Annotated in this window: 13 protein-coding genes; 9 read left to right on the top strand and 4 right to left on the bottom strand. The window is 39.4% G+C overall.

The window, feature by feature from the left end; all coding sequences use genetic code 11:
- From ACJHV0_RS09535 to ACJHV0_RS09525, 3 genes are all read left to right on the top strand, one after another.
- A partial coding sequence (locus ACJHV0_RS09535) for a DNA gyrase C-terminal beta-propeller domain-containing protein (RefSeq protein ID WP_483134039.1) occupies positions 1 to 1,109 on the top strand: 1,109 nt, incomplete at its 5' end.
- 259 nt (positions 1,110 to 1,368) lie between these two features.
- Positions 1,369 to 1,581, top strand: coding sequence for a type II toxin-antitoxin system HicA family toxin (locus tag ACJHV0_RS09530; protein ID WP_483134040.1), 213 nt, complete (start codon positions 1,369 to 1,371; stop codon positions 1,579 to 1,581).
- Positions 1,574 to 1,903 (top strand): type II toxin-antitoxin system HicB family antitoxin, encoded by a 330-nt coding sequence (locus ACJHV0_RS09525; protein WP_025235602.1) that lies wholly within the window; start codon positions 1,574 to 1,576, stop codon positions 1,901 to 1,903. The genes ACJHV0_RS09530 and ACJHV0_RS09525 overlap by 8 nt, the downstream gene beginning before the upstream one ends.
- A gap of 81 nt (positions 1,904 to 1,984) precedes the next feature.
- Here ACJHV0_RS09525 and ACJHV0_RS09520 read toward each other — a convergent pair whose 3' ends face one another.
- From ACJHV0_RS09520 to ACJHV0_RS09510, 3 genes are all read right to left on the bottom strand, one after another.
- Complete coding sequence (locus ACJHV0_RS09520) at positions 1,985 to 3,541, bottom strand: type I restriction-modification system subunit M (protein WP_483134038.1); 1,557 nt, start codon at positions 3,539 to 3,541, stop codon at positions 1,985 to 1,987.
- A gap of 67 nt (positions 3,542 to 3,608) precedes the next feature.
- On the bottom strand, positions 3,609 to 4,754 hold the full coding sequence (locus ACJHV0_RS09515) for a restriction endonuclease subunit S (protein ID WP_483134037.1): 1,146 nt from the start codon (positions 4,752 to 4,754) through the stop codon (positions 3,609 to 3,611).
- Between the two features lie 74 nt (positions 4,755 to 4,828).
- Positions 4,829 to 8,146 carry a DEAD/DEAH box helicase family protein gene (locus tag ACJHV0_RS09510; RefSeq protein WP_483134036.1) on the bottom strand — a complete coding sequence of 1,106 codons (3,318 nt, stop codon included), beginning with the start codon at positions 8,144 to 8,146 and terminating at the stop codon, positions 4,829 to 4,831.
- Positions 8,147 to 8,269: 123 nt separating this feature from the next.
- Between ACJHV0_RS09510 and ACJHV0_RS09505 the strand changes: the two genes are divergently transcribed.
- The 4 genes from ACJHV0_RS09505 (at position 8,270) to ACJHV0_RS09490 (ending at position 14,099) form a co-directional block, all read left to right on the top strand.
- A complete protein-coding gene (locus ACJHV0_RS09505; protein WP_483134035.1) occupies positions 8,270 to 10,198 on the top strand; it encodes an ABC transporter ATP-binding protein in 1,929 nt (642 codons plus the stop codon).
- 48 nt (positions 10,199 to 10,246) lie between these two features.
- Complete coding sequence (gene tcdA, locus ACJHV0_RS09500; RefSeq protein ID WP_483134034.1) at positions 10,247 to 11,005, top strand: tRNA cyclic N6-threonylcarbamoyladenosine(37) synthase TcdA; 759 nt, start codon at positions 10,247 to 10,249, stop codon at positions 11,003 to 11,005.
- A gap of 163 nt (positions 11,006 to 11,168) precedes the next feature.
- The gene (gene ppnN / locus ACJHV0_RS09495; protein WP_025235608.1) at positions 11,169 to 12,536 is read left to right on the top strand and encodes a nucleotide 5'-monophosphate nucleosidase PpnN; all 1,368 of its coding nucleotides are present in this window, start codon (positions 11,169 to 11,171) and stop codon (positions 12,534 to 12,536) included.
- 15 nt (positions 12,537 to 12,551) lie between these two features.
- Entirely contained in the window at positions 12,552 to 14,099 is a 1,548-nt protein-coding gene (locus tag ACJHV0_RS09490) for an ATP-dependent endonuclease (protein WP_334254188.1), read from the top strand.
- Positions 14,100 to 14,167: 68 nt separating this feature from the next.
- Here ACJHV0_RS09490 and pepA read toward each other — a convergent pair whose 3' ends face one another.
- Positions 14,168 to 15,664: a leucyl aminopeptidase gene (gene pepA, locus ACJHV0_RS09485; RefSeq protein ID WP_483134033.1), complete on the bottom strand. Its 1,497-nt coding sequence runs from the start codon at positions 15,662 to 15,664 to the stop codon at positions 14,168 to 14,170.
- 210 nt (positions 15,665 to 15,874) lie between these two features.
- Here pepA and ACJHV0_RS09480 point away from each other — a divergent pair, with 210 nt between their 5' ends.
- Positions 15,875 to 16,690: a hypothetical protein gene (locus ACJHV0_RS09480; protein WP_483134032.1), complete on the top strand. Its 816-nt coding sequence runs from the start codon at positions 15,875 to 15,877 to the stop codon at positions 16,688 to 16,690.
- Positions 16,691 to 16,865: 175 nt separating this feature from the next.
- A partial coding sequence (locus tag ACJHV0_RS09475; RefSeq protein ID WP_483134031.1) for an LptF/LptG family permease occupies positions 16,866 to 17,323 on the top strand: 458 nt, incomplete at its 3' end.

The raw sequence follows: 17,323 nt of genomic DNA, 5'->3' as shown, positions 1-17,323 counted from the left end.
TTGAAGATTTAATCGCTCAAGAAGATGTGGTGGTAGCACTTACTCACGCAGGCTATGTGAAATATCAGCCGTTATCCGACTACGAAGCTCAACGCCGTGGCGGTAAAGGTAAGTCTGCAACCAAAATGAAAGAAGATGACTTTATCGAAAAATTATTGGTGGCGAATACTCACGATACGATTCTCTGTTTCTCAAGCCGTGGTCGTTTATATCAATTAAAAGTGTACCAATTACCACAAGCCAGCCGTGGGGCAAGAGGTACGCCGATTGTGAATATTCTACCGCTTGTGAAAGAAGAAAACGAACGTATTACCGCGATTCTGCCGATTCCAAACGGCGAGTTCTCCGCAGATAAATTTATCTTTATGGCAACTGCAAGCGGTGTGGTGAAAAAAGTTTCGCTAGATGCGTTTAGTAACGTGAGATCAAGCGGTCTAATTGCGTTAAAACTTCGCGAAGGCGATGAATTAATCGGCGTGGACATCACAGACGGCGAGAGCGAAATTATGCTCTTCTCCGCACAAGGCAGAGTCGTTCGTTTTGCGGAAAAAGCGGTGCGAGCAATGGGGCGTACCGCAACAGGGGTGCGTGGTATCAAACTATCCACCACTGAAATTTCAAGTGAAGAGATTGAAGAGGCAGAAATCGTTGAAATTGAAAATGAGGAAACAGAAGATACTTCAAGCGTGAGCCTAGACACCGACCGTGTGGTTTCCCTTGTCATTCCTCGCACCGAAGGCGATATTCTCACCGTAACCCAAAACGGCTATGGTAAACGTACTGTCATTGGCGAATATCCGGTGAAGTCTCGTGCAACGAAAGGGGTAGTTTCAATCAAAGTGAACGAACGCAACGGTAAAGTGGTTGCGGCAGTTCAGGTGTTCGATACCGACCAAATTATGCTGATTACCGATGCCGGCACGCTTGTTCGCACAAGGGTGGCGGAAGTGAGCTTGGTCGGACGCAACACCCAAGGCGTTCGCATTATCCGCACCGCAGAAGATGAACACGTTGTGAGTTTAGAACGAGTGTGCGAGCCTGAAGAAGATGATGAAAACATCGAAACGGTTGAAAATGCAGATATTGTAGAAACTTCAACAGAAGAATAATCTTAACAAAACAAGCGGTCGTTTTTTCAGAGAATTTTGCAAACAATCAATCTGCAAAAATTTGGGGAAATTCGACCGCTTGCTATTTTCAACACCTATTTTTGCGATCTGCATCGAAAAATCCAGTTTTACTTTCCCTACCTTCTTTGAAATTTAGTACAGTATCAGAGGTTTTACTTTAAAATGGTACTAAATTATGGTATTAATTCATCTAAAGTGAAAATCTCACAAAACATTACGTCAAATTTATACATAGCCTATTTCAGCCAATATTAAGTGGAGAGATATTGAAGCTCTATTTCTTGAGTTAGGGGCTGAGATTGAAGAGCGAGAAGGTAGCCGAATTGCGGTTGTGTTATTTGAGCAAGTCCGAGTTTTTCATAGACCTCACTCAAATCCCGATACCGATAAAGGTGCGGTAGCAAGTATCAAAAAATGGTTATCTGAAAACGGAGTGATTCCTTATGCGTAATATTATGGAAATTAATGGCTATAAAGCTGTGATTGCATACGATCCTGAAACCGAATTATTTAGAGGCGAATTTATTGGCTTAAATGGTGGAGCGGATTTCTATGCAGATAATGTTGCCCAACTTAAGAAAGAAGGCGAAATCAGCCTAAACGTTTTTCTCGAAATGTGTGAAAAGAAAAATATTGAGCCATTTAAACAGTATTCTGGCAAGTTTAACATTCGCCTATCGCCAGAACTACATAAAGCAGCTGTTATGGCAGCAACAGCAGAAAATTTAAGTTTGAATGAATGGATTAGCCAAACATTAGCAAAAAGCGTGTGAAGCTATTGGAAATGCAAGCGGTTGTTTTTTCATAAAATTTTGCAAGTTGCAAAAAATCTGAGAAAACAACCGCTTGTTTTGCTATTTTTTCAACATCTCCTCCAGCTCATTTAAATCGCACAAAATTTCTTGTTCTAACGTTTTAAGAGACTGCAAAATTTCCGCTGGCGGAGTGTATTGCACTTGTTCATATATTACTTCTTGGTAACGGTTGATAGATAAATCATATTTATTGGCGGTAATTTCTGCTTTATCTACCACAAAACCTGCTTGGGTTTTATCACCGAATATTGCGTTTATTTCATCTTCGCCGGCGTTGTTATTGAGTAACGCTTTGAAGGTTTTCCAAGAGCTGAGAGCTTTGGGTAAATCATTTTCTGCAACAGGCGAGCGTTTATCATCTAATGAATAGCCATCAGCGGTAACGTTGTAGAACCATACTTTATTGCTTGAACCCCCTTTGCTAAATAACAAAATAGCAGTAGAAACGCCCGCATAAGGTTTGAATACACCACTTGGCAAGCTGACAACCCCTTCTAATTGATTGTTTTCTAATAGATGTTTGCGTAATTGCTGATGAGCGTTACTTGAGCCAAACAATACACCATCCGGCACAATCACTGCTGCTCGTCCACCTACTTTTAAGATATTGAGAATATGTGCAGTAAAGAGTAATTCTGTTTTCTTGGTTTTAACCATTGAAGCTACTTTCGGGTTAATGTTGCTTTCATCTAAACTGCCTTTGAATGGCGGATTTGCCAAAATAACATCGAAAAAGTTTTCCGCTTGTGCAGGATATCGGTCAAGAATGCTTTTATTGAGGCTATCTTGATAAAGAATATTGGCTCCTGAAACACCGTGTAACAACATATTCATACTTGAAACACGTAACATTGTGCTGTCAAAATCAAAGCCCCAAAACATTTTTTCGTTAATGTGAGAGCGATATTCTTCAAGTAAATCGCCTGAATAAATCATATTGCCATCGTCATCGGTAAATTTACCGAATTCGCTGGAGTGTGTGCGGTTTAGATATTCCATTGTACGAGCTAAAAAACCAGCCGTACCACAGGCAGGGTCGCAGACTGTTTCTGTTGGTTGAGGTTCGGTCATTTCCACCATTAAATCAATAATATGGCGAGGTGTACGGAACTGCCCGTTAATACCGGCGGTGGTTAATTTTGAAAGCAAATATTCATAAATATCGCCTTTTACATCACTTAAATTAAGTGGCAGAGCCTCAATTAGTTCAATTGCAGAGGTGAGTACACTCTCATTTTGAATGGCGAGATCGGCATTTTTCATATAATCGCTTAACCGCCCGAAATTGCCTTTATTACCGATTTCTGCAAAATAAGGGTACACATTTTGTTTTAAATGCACTGCAAGTTCTTGCCCTGATAAATGGCGGAAATTACTCCAACGCAATTTTTGCCCTTCAGGTGTTTGTGGGTAAATCGGCTCAAATTTTGCTCCTCGTGTAGCCGCTTTTTCGGCAAGGCTTTCTTGCATATCAAGCATACGAGCGAAAATAAGGTAAGAAATTTGCTCAATAACTGTAAGTGGATTAGTAATACCACCTGTCCAAAATTTTTCCCACAATGTATCAATTTGATGGCGAATATTGCCTGTTAGCATAATGTATCCTTTTGTAAAAAATTGGCGGAAAATGACCGCTTGTTATAAGTATGTATGGCAGAGTTAATTATTCCACTTTTGCAAAATATTGCTGACTTAAGGAGTTGAAAAGTTCGTCAGTTTTTGAACTTTCTATTTTGTTTTTTAAATCTGAGATTTTTCTTTTTATGTTTAAAAAAGTATTTTGCTTTTCTAATGGTGGAATAATAACTTTAAATTCTTGTAGCTGTTTTGCTGTTAATTGGGGAACAGCAGCACCTTGTCCTAAATTTTTTAATTTATAATTTACCGTTGAAAATGTTAATAAAGAATGTAAGAAATCATTGCTAATCTTAGTTTTATTCGTTCTAATAATCATCATTTGAGCATTTATAAAGGCTCGTTCATATTTACTATTAAAAATACAACAAGATGCTAGAGTTCCTCTTAATGTAATAAGTATATCGCCATTATTTACTTTCCCTCTACTAAGGCTATTGAATTTACCTTCTGATATGTAATTTAATGTTACTTCACTATAAGTATCAGAATTGATATTTTTAGTACTTAAAAAAGGGATCCCGCTTGGTAATAAATCTTTACCACTAGGATAATTTGAAGATCTATCACCATTTTCAAACTCAGTGAAGTTTTTTAATTCTTCAGTTTTCCACCCTTTCGGATTAACCACAGGATCGCCAAACATTTCCAAAAATAGCGATCTTAAAAACTCATCAGCAAGCTCAATCGCTTTTTTCCGCTTTTGGCGAATTTGGTCGGCTTTATCGAGTATTTGGGCGATTTTAGTTTGAGTTGGGAGATCGGGGAGTGGAATTTCCCAATTATATATATGGTTTTTAGAGACTTGTTTAAATGTTGAGCCTGTACCTTGTGATGCTAATTGTTCCTTATTAGAAGATATAAAATGCCATAAGTAATTTTGATCTAATTTAGATTTATCTGCTCGTAAGCCAGCAACACCTCGACCTAAACAATATTTTTTATCGCTCCAATTTACATCTCCAATAGTGGCACGAATACATAAAATAATATCGTTGATCTTACTAATTTTTGTTGGCTTTGATGTATGTTTTTTAGCATTAGGATAATAATCACCAAAATCACCTGCTCCAGCAATTAATGGTAATCCTTCATTATTTTCATTATATGAATTTCCATCTGGAGCTTGTCCCATATCTATATTACAACAATTTCCTAACTTTTCTTGTTTCATCTCATATCTCTAACTTGCAAAATTTTCTAAAAATTCAACCGCTTGTTCTCTCTCAAAGAGAGTGTAATATCCGATTATGAATCTTTAATAATAAAGGGTTTAATCACTTCAATTAGCATATCGGCTTGGTTTGTGGTGTCGAATACGCCATCAATGCCTAAACTATCTATGCTGGTAAATGGAGCTTGGTAGAGGCTTTCCAGCTCTTTAATGCCGCCGTGTGTGGCAATAAAATTTTTCAGCAGATTTAAAAAACGTACCTGTTTGCTGGAGAGCGTTCCATTTTGATGAATAAATTGTTCAAAATGTTTTTCTAAATAATCGGTGTCTAAGCCGACCATTGCCCGCAAACGGTATTGTAATTCATCAGCCGTTTGCCCGAAAAAGGAGGTTAAGATATTTTGGCTAATATCCGGGCAGTTGGTTAAAATCAGCGAGCTAAGTTCTGCCATTTCTTCTTGAGTTACCCCTTCGCCATTGCGGATTTTTTGTAACACAGGGCTTTGCGTTAAGTGAGCTTTAAATACCTCTTTTATGCGATTGCGATAAATTGAAAGTTCTTGCTCGCCAATGTAAGGTGCAATTCGCCCTTCAAGTGCGGTGTCTTGGGTGGCGGTGGTTAATGTGCCGAATGGATAACCTCCGCCTGTTCCCTCAAAGTATTTCATTAAATCTCGCAATTGTTGGCGAATTTGCTCGAGCTTCATCACATCAATCTGTTGCCAAAATTCAGCACCTCTAACTTGTTCAATAAAAGTTTGTTTCGCTCTCACTACTTGTAAATTCACAGGTAAGCGGTTAATTTTTTGTAAAATTTCGCTACGGTTATTTTCAAAACTACTGTTATTTAACATCAGGTTAGTTTGTGCTTGAACAATGAGTTTATCAAAGGCTGCAGCTTCTTTGTCTTGTAGCGTACGAAAACCCATTAATGGGGCAATCTCCCCAATAAGTAGTTGTTGCGTTTGGGCATCAGCTTTTTGGAGTAATTGACTCTGTTGGAGTAAATGCACGGTGCGTAAATTTTTCTTTACCGAAACACTGTTTTCAGGCAAGTCGGCAATGTCTTTTTGGATAAGCTCAACCATTAAATCAAAGGCGTTGAAATTGCTTTGTTTTAATGCAGTTTGGTAGCATTTCACTCGCTCTTCAAAGAGTAGCTGTAATAATGATTTGCTCGTAATATCTTCCGGTTCTTGGTAGTCTTCTGCAAAATAGCGAAAATTACCGTAGTGGTCAAAAATATAAAATTGTGTTTTGTGCTTGCCTTCGCCAAATAAATTCGGGCGTAGGCGTGTGCCTCGTCCAATCATTTGCCAGAATTTTACTTGCGATTTTACCGGTCGAGCAAATACCAAATTAACCACTTCTGGAATATCAATGCCCGTATCTAGCATATCAACGGAAATGGCAATGCGGAAAGCATTATCAGGCTGTTTAAATTCATCGAGTAGCATATCTACTTTGGCAATATTGGTATGAATAACTTTGCACACTCTGTTGCCGTAGTTTGGGTACATTTCACAAAATAGCTTTTCTAAATGTTCAGCGTGGTCTTGGCGTTGAGCAAAAATAATCGATTTGCCAACTAGTGTGCCGGTTTCATCTTTAATTCCATTATTGATGAGGTTACTTAAAATTTCTTTGTCCGTTGAAATACTGAAAATTTTTCGCCCAATATCTTTGCCTTCAATAGTCGTATTTTGTGCAATCTCTTCACCTAAATCTTCTTCTAGTTGGCGTTTTTGTTCTTCGCTTAAATCGTTATAGTGAATGCCTTCACGCAAAAATTCGGTAGTTAAGTCTAATGCTCGGTAAGGCACTAAATGCCCATCGTTTACGGCTTCTTCAAAACCATAGGCATAAGTTGGGTCGGTGCTTTCACAGCCAAACATTTGGAAGGTGTTACGGCTGATGTATCTTACTGGCGTTGCGGTTAAACCAAGTTGTAGAGAGTCGAAATAATCGAATAAATCACGGTATTTGTTGTAAATACTGCGGTGTGATTCGTCTGCAATAATTAAGTCAAAAAAGCCAACATCAAACTGCTCAAAACGACGTATCATCGCTGGGTAGGTAGAAATATAAATTCGGCTGTCTTTAGGGACTTCGTTTGTTTCGCCAATGACACAACGAGATTCCGAGCCTAAGAAATCTTTGAAGGCATTATCCGCTTGTTTGCGTAGCTCTCGGCGGTCGCATAAAAATAGCACTCGTTTTGCCCAATTTTTAACAAGAAGTAATTTAGTTAAAGCAATTGCCACTCGTGTTTTGCCTGTGCCTGTTGCTTGAATGATTAAGGCTTTTCGGCGTTGTTCGGAAAATGCACTCGCAACGCTCTTTATTGCTTCAATTTGATAGGTTCGTCCTGCAATGCTGAGATCAGGATTATCATTTTCTAAATTGTTATCACGGTAAGTACGTTGATAAATCAAATATTCAAGGCTAGATTTACTGTATAGCCCAAAAATTTGACGAGGTGAATTGTATTGTTTGTCGTCCCAAATGTAGGTTTCATAACCGTTTGTGTAGAAAATAACAGGACGTTGAAAGCCAGCTTTTTCAAAAGCATTAGCATATTGACGAGCTTGTTCTCGCCCAAGCATCGCATTTTTGGCAGTGCGTTTCGCTTCTACCACGGCAAGTGGCTGTCCATTATCGCCCCATAGCACATAGTCGGCATAACCTTTTGTGCCGTCAGACATTATCAACTCTACTTCCAGCCCAATTTCTTCGGGATTATGTAAATTCCAATGAGCTTGAGCTAGCATTGCATCAATAACTAAACGGCGAGTTTCTGCTTCATTCCATTGTAAACTTTGAGCAGTTTGCTCACTTCGTGCTTGAATATTGGCAAGTTCTACATCGTTTAGCTGTTTTTGATGAGAAAGTGTTTGTCGGAGTTGCTCAAGCTCATTTTGTAATGCTTCATAATCTGCTTGGCGTATTTTTTGAATAATATCTGGGTCATTAATGGCTTGGTAAGCGGGTAGATTTTCTAATTTTTTTGCAAGATAGCGAATCGCCATATATTTTGCGATGTTATGTGCGGTTTTTAAGCAAGTTTCTGCCGTTTGGCAATTATTCACTACTTTGCCGTGAGCGGCTGGATTACCGTGAATACGCAAGCTATCAAGCATTAAAAATAGGCGTTTATCAATGTGGTTTTTAAATACATTATCGTTTAGTAGCTCGTAAAAGTTAGCCTTTGGGAGAGAGGGCAGATGATCTTGGCGGTAAATTTCTCGCACAGTTTCTTCCGCAAAACTGCGTAAACGAACCAGTGTACTTCCTGCATCAGAAAATAATACATTTTCAGCACACGCCGCTAAGTCGGCAAGCAGCTCAAAATCAGGGCGTAAGAACTCAAAATTGACAGATTTTAACGACATAATCACTATCCTATTTTTATTATTGGTGAAAGTATAAATTTAGAAAGCAGTGAATGCAATTTATATCAAATTTCTGCTTGGAATCTGTTAAAATCAACTTCATTTTTTCTAGCTGAGAAGATTATGGCACTACTTAATTTATCCAACGCCTATTTAGGTTTTGGCGATCATCCTTTATTAGATCACACCGAATTACACATTGAACCAAACGAACGGGTTTGTTTGGTAGGAAGAAACGGGGCGGGCAAATCGACTTTAATGAAAGTGCTTGCCGGCGAAGTGCAACTTGATGACGGCAAGTTGATTTTTGAAAAAGATATTGTGGTTACCCGTTTAGAGCAAGACCCACCACGCCATATTCAAGATACGGTATTTGATTATGTTGCAGAAGGAATCGCCCATTTAAGCGAACTTTTAAAGCAATATCACCACATTTCGCAACAAATGCTGACAGATTATAGCGATGAACTGTTGGCGAAGTTATCCCATATTCAAGCTCAATTAGAACACAACAACGGCTGGCAGTTTGAAAATCGGATTCAAGACACCTTGAAATTATTGGAGCTTGATCCTGAAAAACGCTTGTGCGAACTCTCGGGCGGCTGGGTTCGCCGTGCGGCACTTGCTCGTGCGTTGGTGGCAGATCCGGATATTTTATTATTAGACGAGCCAACCAACCATTTGGACGTGGAGGCAATCACTTGGCTTGAAGATTTATTGCTCGATTTTAAAGGGGCGATTATTTTTATTTCCCACGACCGTTCCTTTATTCGCAAAATGGCAACTCGTATTGTGGATTTAGACCGCGGTAAGTTGGTCTCTTACCCGAGCAATTACGATAAATATTTGGAAGAAAAAGCCGAAGATCTGCGTGTAGAAGCATTGCAAAATGAACTGTTTGATAAAAAACTGGCTCAAGAGGAAGTGTGGATTCGTCAAGGCATTAAGGCTCGCCGCACTCGTAACGAAGGGCGTGTGCGTGCGTTGAAAGCCTTACGGGAAGAGCGCCGCAATCGCCGAGAGGTACAAGGCACGGCAAAAATTCAGCTCGACCAAACTGCACGCTCGGGCAAAATTGTATTTGAACTTGAAAATGCCAGCTATGAAATTGAGGGCAAGAACTTACTGCAAAACTTCACTGCAACCATTCAACGTGGCGATAAAATTGCGTTGGTTGGCCCGAATGGTTGTGGTAAAACAACGTTCATCAAATTACTGTTAGGCGAATTGCAGCCCACTTCAGGCACAATCCGTTGTGGTACAAAATTGGAAGTTGCCTATTTTGACCAATACCGTGCTGAATTAGATTTAGAAAAAACGGTGATGGATAACGTCGCGGACGGTAAGCAAGATGTGGAAGTAAACGGGGTAAAACGCCACGTTTTAGGCTATTTGCAAGATTTCTTGTTCCCGCCGAAAAGAGCGATGACCCCGGTGAAAGCCTTGTCGGGTGGAGAGCGTAACCGTTTGTTATTGGCAAAATTGTTGCTGAAACCGAATAACTTGTTGATTCTGGACGAACCAACCAATGATTTGGATGTAGAAACCTTAGAGCTATTAGAAGAGATGTTAGCTGATTATCAAGGTACATTGTTGGTCGTCAGCCACGACCGTCAATTTATTGATAACACGGTGGAGGAGTGCTATTTCTTTGAAGGCAACGGTGTGCTGAATAAATACATCGGCGGCTATTTTGATGCCAAACAGCAGCAAGATAATTATCACGCCACTCGTGCTAATAATCTGCAAAATTCTACTAAAAAAGAACCGCTTGTAGAAGAGCCTAAGCAAGAGAAACCCAAAACTGAGGCGAAAAAGGTCAAACTTTCCTATAAAGACCAACGTGAGCTGGAAGAATTACCGGCAAAAATGGAAGCCTTAGAAGCTGAAATCGAGGCTTTACAGAGTGAGGTAAACAGTGCGGATTTCTTTGCAAAAGATCAGACTTACACCAACGAGAAATTACAACAGCTAGCGGATACCGAAGCCGCATTAGAAAAAGCGTTTGAACGTTGGGAAGAGTTAGAAAATATCAAAAACGGCAATATTTAACGGTAGGGGCGAATCATTATTCTCCCCAATAAATTATAGAAAAGCAAAATGACAGAAAGACTAGACAACTACGAACAACGTTTTGGCGGTATTGGCCGCATTTACACACCGGAAGGGCTGGAAAAGCTCCGCCGTTCGCATATTTGTGTGATTGGCATTGGCGGAGTGGGTTCTTGGGCTGTAGAGGCGTTGGCTCGTTCAGGTATTGGTAAGATTACAATGATTGATATGGATGATATTTGTGTAACGAATATTAACCGCCAAATTCACGCAATGAGTGGCACAGTGGCTCAGTTGAAAACTGAGGCGATGAAAGCTCGCATTGAAGGAATCAATCCTGAATGTGTGGTGGAGATTATTGATGATTTTATCACGCCTGAAAATATCCCTGACTATCTCAATCGTGGCTACGATTATGTGATTGATGCGATTGATTCGGTCAGAACCAAAGCAGCGTTGATTGCTTACTGTAAGCGTAACAAAATCAAATTAATTACCACTGGCGGGGCAGGCGGGCAGACTGACCCAACCCAAATTCAAATTACCGATTTAAGCAAAACGGTGCAAGACCCACTAGCTGCAAGGGTTCGCACCTTGTTGCGTAAAGAGTATGGCTTTAGCAACAAGAGCAAATTTGGCGTGGATTGCGTTTCATCCACCCAACAATTAATTTTCCCGAAAATGGGCGAGGGTTGTGAAGTATCCGCCACGATGAACTGTGCTAATGGCTTTGGGGCAGTTACAATGGTTACTGCAACATTCGGTTTTTTTGCGGTAAGTCGTGTTATTGATAAACTATTGAAGTAACAAGCGGTCACAAAAAGCGGAGCTTTTTGAACGTTGGCTAGCCAAGGGCGGCGAAGCCGTGAACAATCCTTACAAGGATTGTGAATAAAAAAGAGTAACTTTTTGCAAATGACTTAAGGTTACCCACATTTATGGAATTTCTTACAAATAGCAAGGAGAAAAAATGGCAGTACACAGAATTAACCCTAAAGGCAGTATGGAGCAACTTTCTCATTTGGAAATGCAGCTATTAGCTAAAAATACACGGGGCAATTTATATCAAATTTATCGTAACTGCTCATTAGCGGTGCTGAATTCAGGCGTGCATACTGATGATAGCCGTGCCTTGTTAAATCAATATCCTGATTTTGAAATTCGATTATTAACCCGAGAGAAAGGGGTATCGCTAGAGTTGCACAACCCACCGCCGACAGCCTTTGTTGATGGTAAGATGATTTTAAATATTCAGTATCATCTTTTTGCAGTGTTAAGAGACATTATTTTTGTTAATGCTTTAAAAAAGGCAATTCCACCGCTTGAAAATACATCAGTAGAAACGCTAACCACAAATATTGTGTTTTCGATTTTGCGTAATGCAAAAGCGATAGAGATGAACACTGACCCGAATTTAGTGGTTTGCTGGGGTGGTCATTCTATTAATGACATTGAATACCAATATTGCCGAGCGGTAGGTCAAGAGTTTGGTTTACGTGAGCTGAATATTGTAACAGGTTGCGGTGCGGGTGTAATGGAAGCACCGATGAAAGGTGTTACCATCGGGCACGCCAATCAGCGTTATAAAAACGGGCGTTTTATTGGGATTACTGAGCCGTCGATTATTGCCTCTGAACCACCAAATCCGATTGTCAATGAATTAGTGATTATGCCTGATATTGAAAAACGCTTGGAAGCATTTGTTCGTTTAGGGCACGCTATTGTGGTTTTTCCGGGCGGACCGGGCACATTGGAAGAGCTGCTGTATATTATCGGCATTAAGTTAAATCCGCAAAATAAGTTGCAAAAATTACCGCTTATCTTAACCGCACCGAAAGAATCTGCCGATTATTTCTATGTTATTGATAAATTCATTGGAGATACCTTAGGCGAAGAGGCTCGCAGCCTGTATGAGATTATTATTGATGACCCTGTATTGGTTGCTCGTAAGGTGAAGCAATCGATGGTGGAAGTAAAAAACAGTCGTTATGAAAGTGGTGATGCTTATAATTTCAACTGGTCTTTAAAAATCGAAGAAGATTTTATTACGCCATTTATTCCAACTCACGAAAGTATGGCAAATCTGAATTTAAGTCTGGAGCAGTCAAAAGAGCAGCTGGCGGCGAATTTAAGACGAGCATTTTCAGGCATTGTGGCAGGTAACATTAAGCCTGAAACTTCCGATTTGATTGAACAATATGGCGTGTTTAAATTACGGGGCGATCGCAAATTAATGGATCATATGGATAGATTACTCGAAAGTTTTGTGGTTCAACATCGTATGAAAATCCCAACGGGAGATGCTTATCAACCTTGCTATGAAATTGTAAAAGAATAGTAATAAGGGGGCGGTATGTATCTAAAACATATTGAAATCAGTGGCTTTCGGGGAATTAATCATTTATCGCTACAATTACGTCCAAATATGGTGTTAATCGGCGAAAATGCGTGGGGGAAATCAAGCCTGATTGATGCCTTAAGCTTAATTTTTAACTTAGAACATAAATTGTACCAATTCCAGTTTAAAGATTTCCATATTCAATATAGCGATACGCCAAACCAAGTGCGAGACATCACGCTTGTTTTCACTTTTTGTGAAGAAATTGCTGACGATAGCTCGTTACTTCAACTTCCTCCTGCATTGTCGTTCTGTTCATTTTATTTAGAGAACAAACGGTGCATTTCCTTAAAAGTAACAGGAAGATTGTTAGCTGAGCAGATTGGCACTGAATATCAGTTTGTCGATCAAGATTTAAAACCTATCCACATTGAGCAAGCGGAAAAATGGATTAAGCAATTTATTTATCATCATCCTGTTTTCCGCTTACGTGATGCACGGCTAAATAAAAGAGTGCATAACGAGTTATTACTTAATGGTTACAATCAGCCTGATACCGATTTTCAGCGTGAATTAAACGCTCTTTCTTCCTTACTGAAATACTATTTTTTAACCAGCCAAAGCCGCCATTTAATGAAAAATAGTATGCAAGACACCACATTGTGGTGGGAAAAAGTAAAATCACTCTGTCTGCGTTTAAAACAAAATGAAGAGTTGGTGGAGCTGGTTCAACAGCATATTTCAGATCTTTTTCTTTTTAAGCCTAAAGTAGCAGTTATTGAAAAACCGATTATCTTATTTGAAGATTTTAATGCGTTTTTACACCCTCGAATGGTGGCGATTTTCTGGGAGCTACTCAGCGTTCTACCCAGCCAACGTATTACCACAACGAATTCCATTGAATTGCTTTCACAAGTGCCGTTACGCGAAATTGGTCGTTTAGTGCGTTATGACTCTCACACTCAAGCCTATTGGTTGGAACGTCAAAGCATCGGTAGAGAAGATCTGCGTAAATTAACTTTCCATATCCATCACAACAGAGGATTAGCCTTATTTGCAAAAGCGTGGATCTTAGTAGAAGGGGAAACCGAAGTTTGGATTTTAGAAGAGCTGGCAAAATTATTAGAGATCAACTTAGAAATGGAAGGCATCAAAATTGTCGAATTTGCTCAGTGCGGTTTACGCCCTCTTATTAAATATGCAAGAGCGATGGGGATTGAATGGTATGTCTTAACTGATGGCGATGATGCAGGCAAACGCTACGCAGAAACCGTTAAAAGTTTAGACGACGATTTTGCTCAACGCTTAACGGCATTACCGCAAAAAGACATTGAACATTTCTTCTATAAAGCAGGTTTGCGTAATGTATTTATTCGCCTTGCAAATTGGCGTTCTCAGGAAAAATATCCGGTTTCATATATTATCAAAAGAGCTATTCAAAAAAGCTCTAAGCCTGATTTAGCCATAGCCTTAGCGAATGAGATGAGAAATAGAGGCGAACATAGTGTCCCGCCTCTATTTAAAAAATTATTTGCTGATGTGTTAGCGTTGGTTAGAAAATAACGAATAACAAGCGGTTAAATTTTCGGGGAATTTTGCAAATCTTTCCTGAAATTTAACCGCTTGTGTTATTAACTTTCCGCTTTATTAATTAAGAATTGGGTTAAAAGATTGACAGGGCGACCTGTAGCCCCTTTTGCCGCACCTGATTTCCACGCAGTACCGGCAATATCTAAATGTGCCCAAGTGTATTTTTTAGTGAAGTTTGATAAGAACTGCCCTGCAGTAATTGCCCCACCTAAACGTCCGCCGATATTGGCAAGATCGGCAAAATTAGATTTAAGCTGTTCTTGATATTCTTCCCCTAACGGCAAACGCCACGCTTTATCATCTGCTTGTTCGGCAGCCGTTAATAGCTCGTTGGCTAAACTATTAGATGGCGACATTAAGCCACTGTTGTGATTACCTAACGCAATCATACAAGCCCCGGTGAGGGTCGCAATATCAATCACTAACTCTGGATTAAAGCGTTCAACATAAGTGAATGTATCACATAGAACTAAACGTCCTTCGGCGTCCGTATTTAACACCTCAACGGTTAAGCCCGACATTGTAGTAAGAATATCACCCGGGCGGTAAGATTTACCATCAACGGCATTCTCACAGCCTGCTAAAACACCGATAACATTAAGCGGTAATTTCATTTCAGCAATGGCTTTCACTGTACCGTAAACGCTTGCCGCACCGCACATATCGTATTTCATTTCATCCATTGCTTCTGCCGGTTTAATCGATAAACCGCCTGAATCGAAAGTTAAACCTTTGCCAACTAACACAATAGGTTTAGCATCAGGGTTTGGATTGCCTTTATATTCAATTAACGATAAAAACGCTTCGTTTTCAGAACCACGAGAAACCGCTAAATAAGCATTCATTCCTAATTCAGCCATCTGTTTTTCATTAATAATTGTGGTCGATACTGCCTCATAGTCTGCGGCTAAACCTTGAGCCAACTGGGATAAATATTTTGGATTACACACATTCGGCGGGCAATTTGCCACATTTTTGGCACTCGCTACGCCCAATGCTACCGCTTTGCCGTGTTCTAATGCACGCTCGGCTTCTGCTAAATCTTTACGATTTGCGACATTGAACACTACACGACGCAATTCACGGCGAACTTCCGGCTTAATGCTCTTGAAATCATTATAGGCATATTGATTTTCTTGCATTGCCTCAACGGCAAATCGTACATTCCAATAGGCTGATCTGCCTTTAACGTGCAACTCAGTTAAAAAACAGACCATCTCCATTGAGCCAGTTTCATTAATTGTTTGCACGGTTTTTTGAATAATTTGTTTATATTGACGCTCGGTTAATTCACGCTCTTTGCCACAACCAACCAGTAATACACGATCAGCAGGCACATTCGGCACATTGTGTAATAATAATGTTTGCCCTGCTTTGCCTTCTAAATCGCCACGTCTGAGTAGTGAGCTAATATAGCCATTACTTAATTTATCTAATTGTTCCGCAGCAGTACAAAGTCTGCGAGGTTCATAAACCCCAACGACCAAACAAGCGGTTCTTTGTTTTTCAACACTGCCGTTTTTAACACTAAATTCCATTATTTTGTCCCCTATTTATTGTTTCAGTTTAGGTAGAGTGTTCAATAATAAATAAATGCTTAGTATAAATAAAATTTTCAAAAATTTACGCTTTATATTGAAATATCAGCTAATTTTTTGGTCATATAGATGATTTTATTGGTTTTTCTTTTAGTTTGCTTACTTTATACTAGAAGAAATATTGAGGTTTCAAGATTATGGGAGATAAAAATGCGGTTTTTAGGTAAAACATTAATTGCAGGTATGGTTGGATTATTTATTCAAACATCAGCGTTAGCCACCGATGATACTCAAATTAGTCGCTATGAGCAGGCAAAGTTACGCCTTTCTTATGAAGGTGAAGTGGGTAGTTTACTTCAACAACTTTCACAACGTTTGAAAGTAGGTTTTATTGCTTATGATGTTGATACAACTCGTAAAGTGTCAATTCAAAACAGTGCTGAAACCTCTATTAAAAGTATAAATGAGCAAATTGGGAAGCAACTCTCTGATACTGATATTCGCTTTGAAAAAATAGGCGAGCGTTTATTTATGGTGATTTCTGCGAAAGGTGTCGAACCATTATTAAAAGCTCTTCCTCAAAAAGAGCAATTTGTAGGAGATATTATTTTCGATGGCGAGCAGGCAACCCCTCAATCAGCTCCAACTGAAGAAAGCTCAACATCTCAATCAAGCTCAGCGGCGAAAGTTCAACATATTTTTAGCATTGCAACAGATAAAGACAATATTGCAGCAGCAAAAAATAAAAAAGCACCTCAATATAAAACGGTTACTAAGGAAAATTTGGGGCTAAAAAATATTAGGGTAACACCATTAGCAACTTTCTTGATTTTTGATAGCCAAGTAGATGCAGAAAAATTAACCGTAAAAGGGAATTTTGAAGAGTTGGCACAAGGAGAAAATATTGTCGCAATTCTTCACCAAAAATCAGATGCACCGGCTAAGATTGAAATCGCAAATGAGCAAGGTAAAAAATTAATTCTTGAGGTTCATAAAGTAGCATCATCTAAGAAATCTAAAAAATAAATAATGAATTTTACGCACGGTTAAACCGTGCGTAATTTTTCTATAGATGATTTTTCTAGCTAAAAAAGGTATTATTGCATATTCGTATGCAAGACACTTTTGCAAAAAATTGTTAAAAAGAGACCGCTTGTTATAGCTTAGTGTTTCTTAATTTTAGACATTATAGAGAAAAACTGTGATTTTAAGCCGATATTTAACCAAAGAGATATTTAAAAGCCAAGTAGCGATATTGTTTATCCTCTTGCTGATTTTTTTCTGCCAGCAATTAGTTCGAGTTTTAAGTTCTGCCGTAAGTGGTAAAGTACCGGCAGATTTAGTCGTCAGCTTATTAGGGCTGGGAATGCCGACAATGGCACAATTAATGTTGCCGTTATCTCTTTTTATTGCACTATTATTGACACTTGGGCGTTTTTATGCGGAAAGTGAAATTACAGTGATGCGTGCGTGTGGGATCGGGCAAGGTTTATTGGTAAAAGTGGCGATGTTCCTCTCCATTTTTACGACAGCTTTAGCGGTATATAACGTCTTTTGGCTGACTCCTTGGGCGATTAACAAACAAAGTGAAATGTTAGCAGAGGCGAAAGCTAATCCGCGTTTTGCTGCCCTTTCGGCAGGGCAGTTTATGTCGGCAGG

This window comes from Mannheimia sp. (genome assembly GCF_056854775.1).
This window is presented reverse-complemented; position numbering and strand designations above follow the sequence as displayed.

Coding starts and splice junctions, on each gene's coding strand:
- ACJHV0_RS09505 (WP_483134035.1), top strand. CDS start 8,270: ATGGCACTACTTAATTTATCCAACGCCTATTTAGGTTTTGGCGATCAT.
- ACJHV0_RS09480 (WP_483134032.1), top strand. CDS start 15,875: ATGCGGTTTTTAGGTAAAACATTAATTGCAGGTATGGTTGGATTATTT.
- ACJHV0_RS09525 (WP_025235602.1), top strand. CDS start 1,574: ATGCGTAATATTATGGAAATTAATGGCTATAAAGCTGTGATTGCATAC.
- ppnN (WP_025235608.1), top strand. CDS start 11,169: ATGGCAGTACACAGAATTAACCCTAAAGGCAGTATGGAGCAACTTTCT.
- ACJHV0_RS09510 (WP_483134036.1), bottom strand. CDS start 8,146: ATGTCGTTAAAATCTGTCAATTTTGAGTTCTTACGCCCTGATTTTGAG.
- pepA (WP_483134033.1), bottom strand. CDS start 15,664: ATGGAATTTAGTGTTAAAAACGGCAGTGTTGAAAAACAAAGAACCGCT.
- ACJHV0_RS09490 (WP_334254188.1), top strand. CDS start 12,552: ATGTATCTAAAACATATTGAAATCAGTGGCTTTCGGGGAATTAATCAT.
- ACJHV0_RS09520 (WP_483134038.1), bottom strand. CDS start 3,541: ATGCTAACAGGCAATATTCGCCATCAAATTGATACATTGTGGGAAAAA.
- ACJHV0_RS09515 (WP_483134037.1), bottom strand. CDS start 4,754: ATGAAACAAGAAAAGTTAGGAAATTGTTGTAATATAGATATGGGACAA.
- tcdA (WP_483134034.1), top strand. CDS start 10,247: ATGACAGAAAGACTAGACAACTACGAACAACGTTTTGGCGGTATTGGC.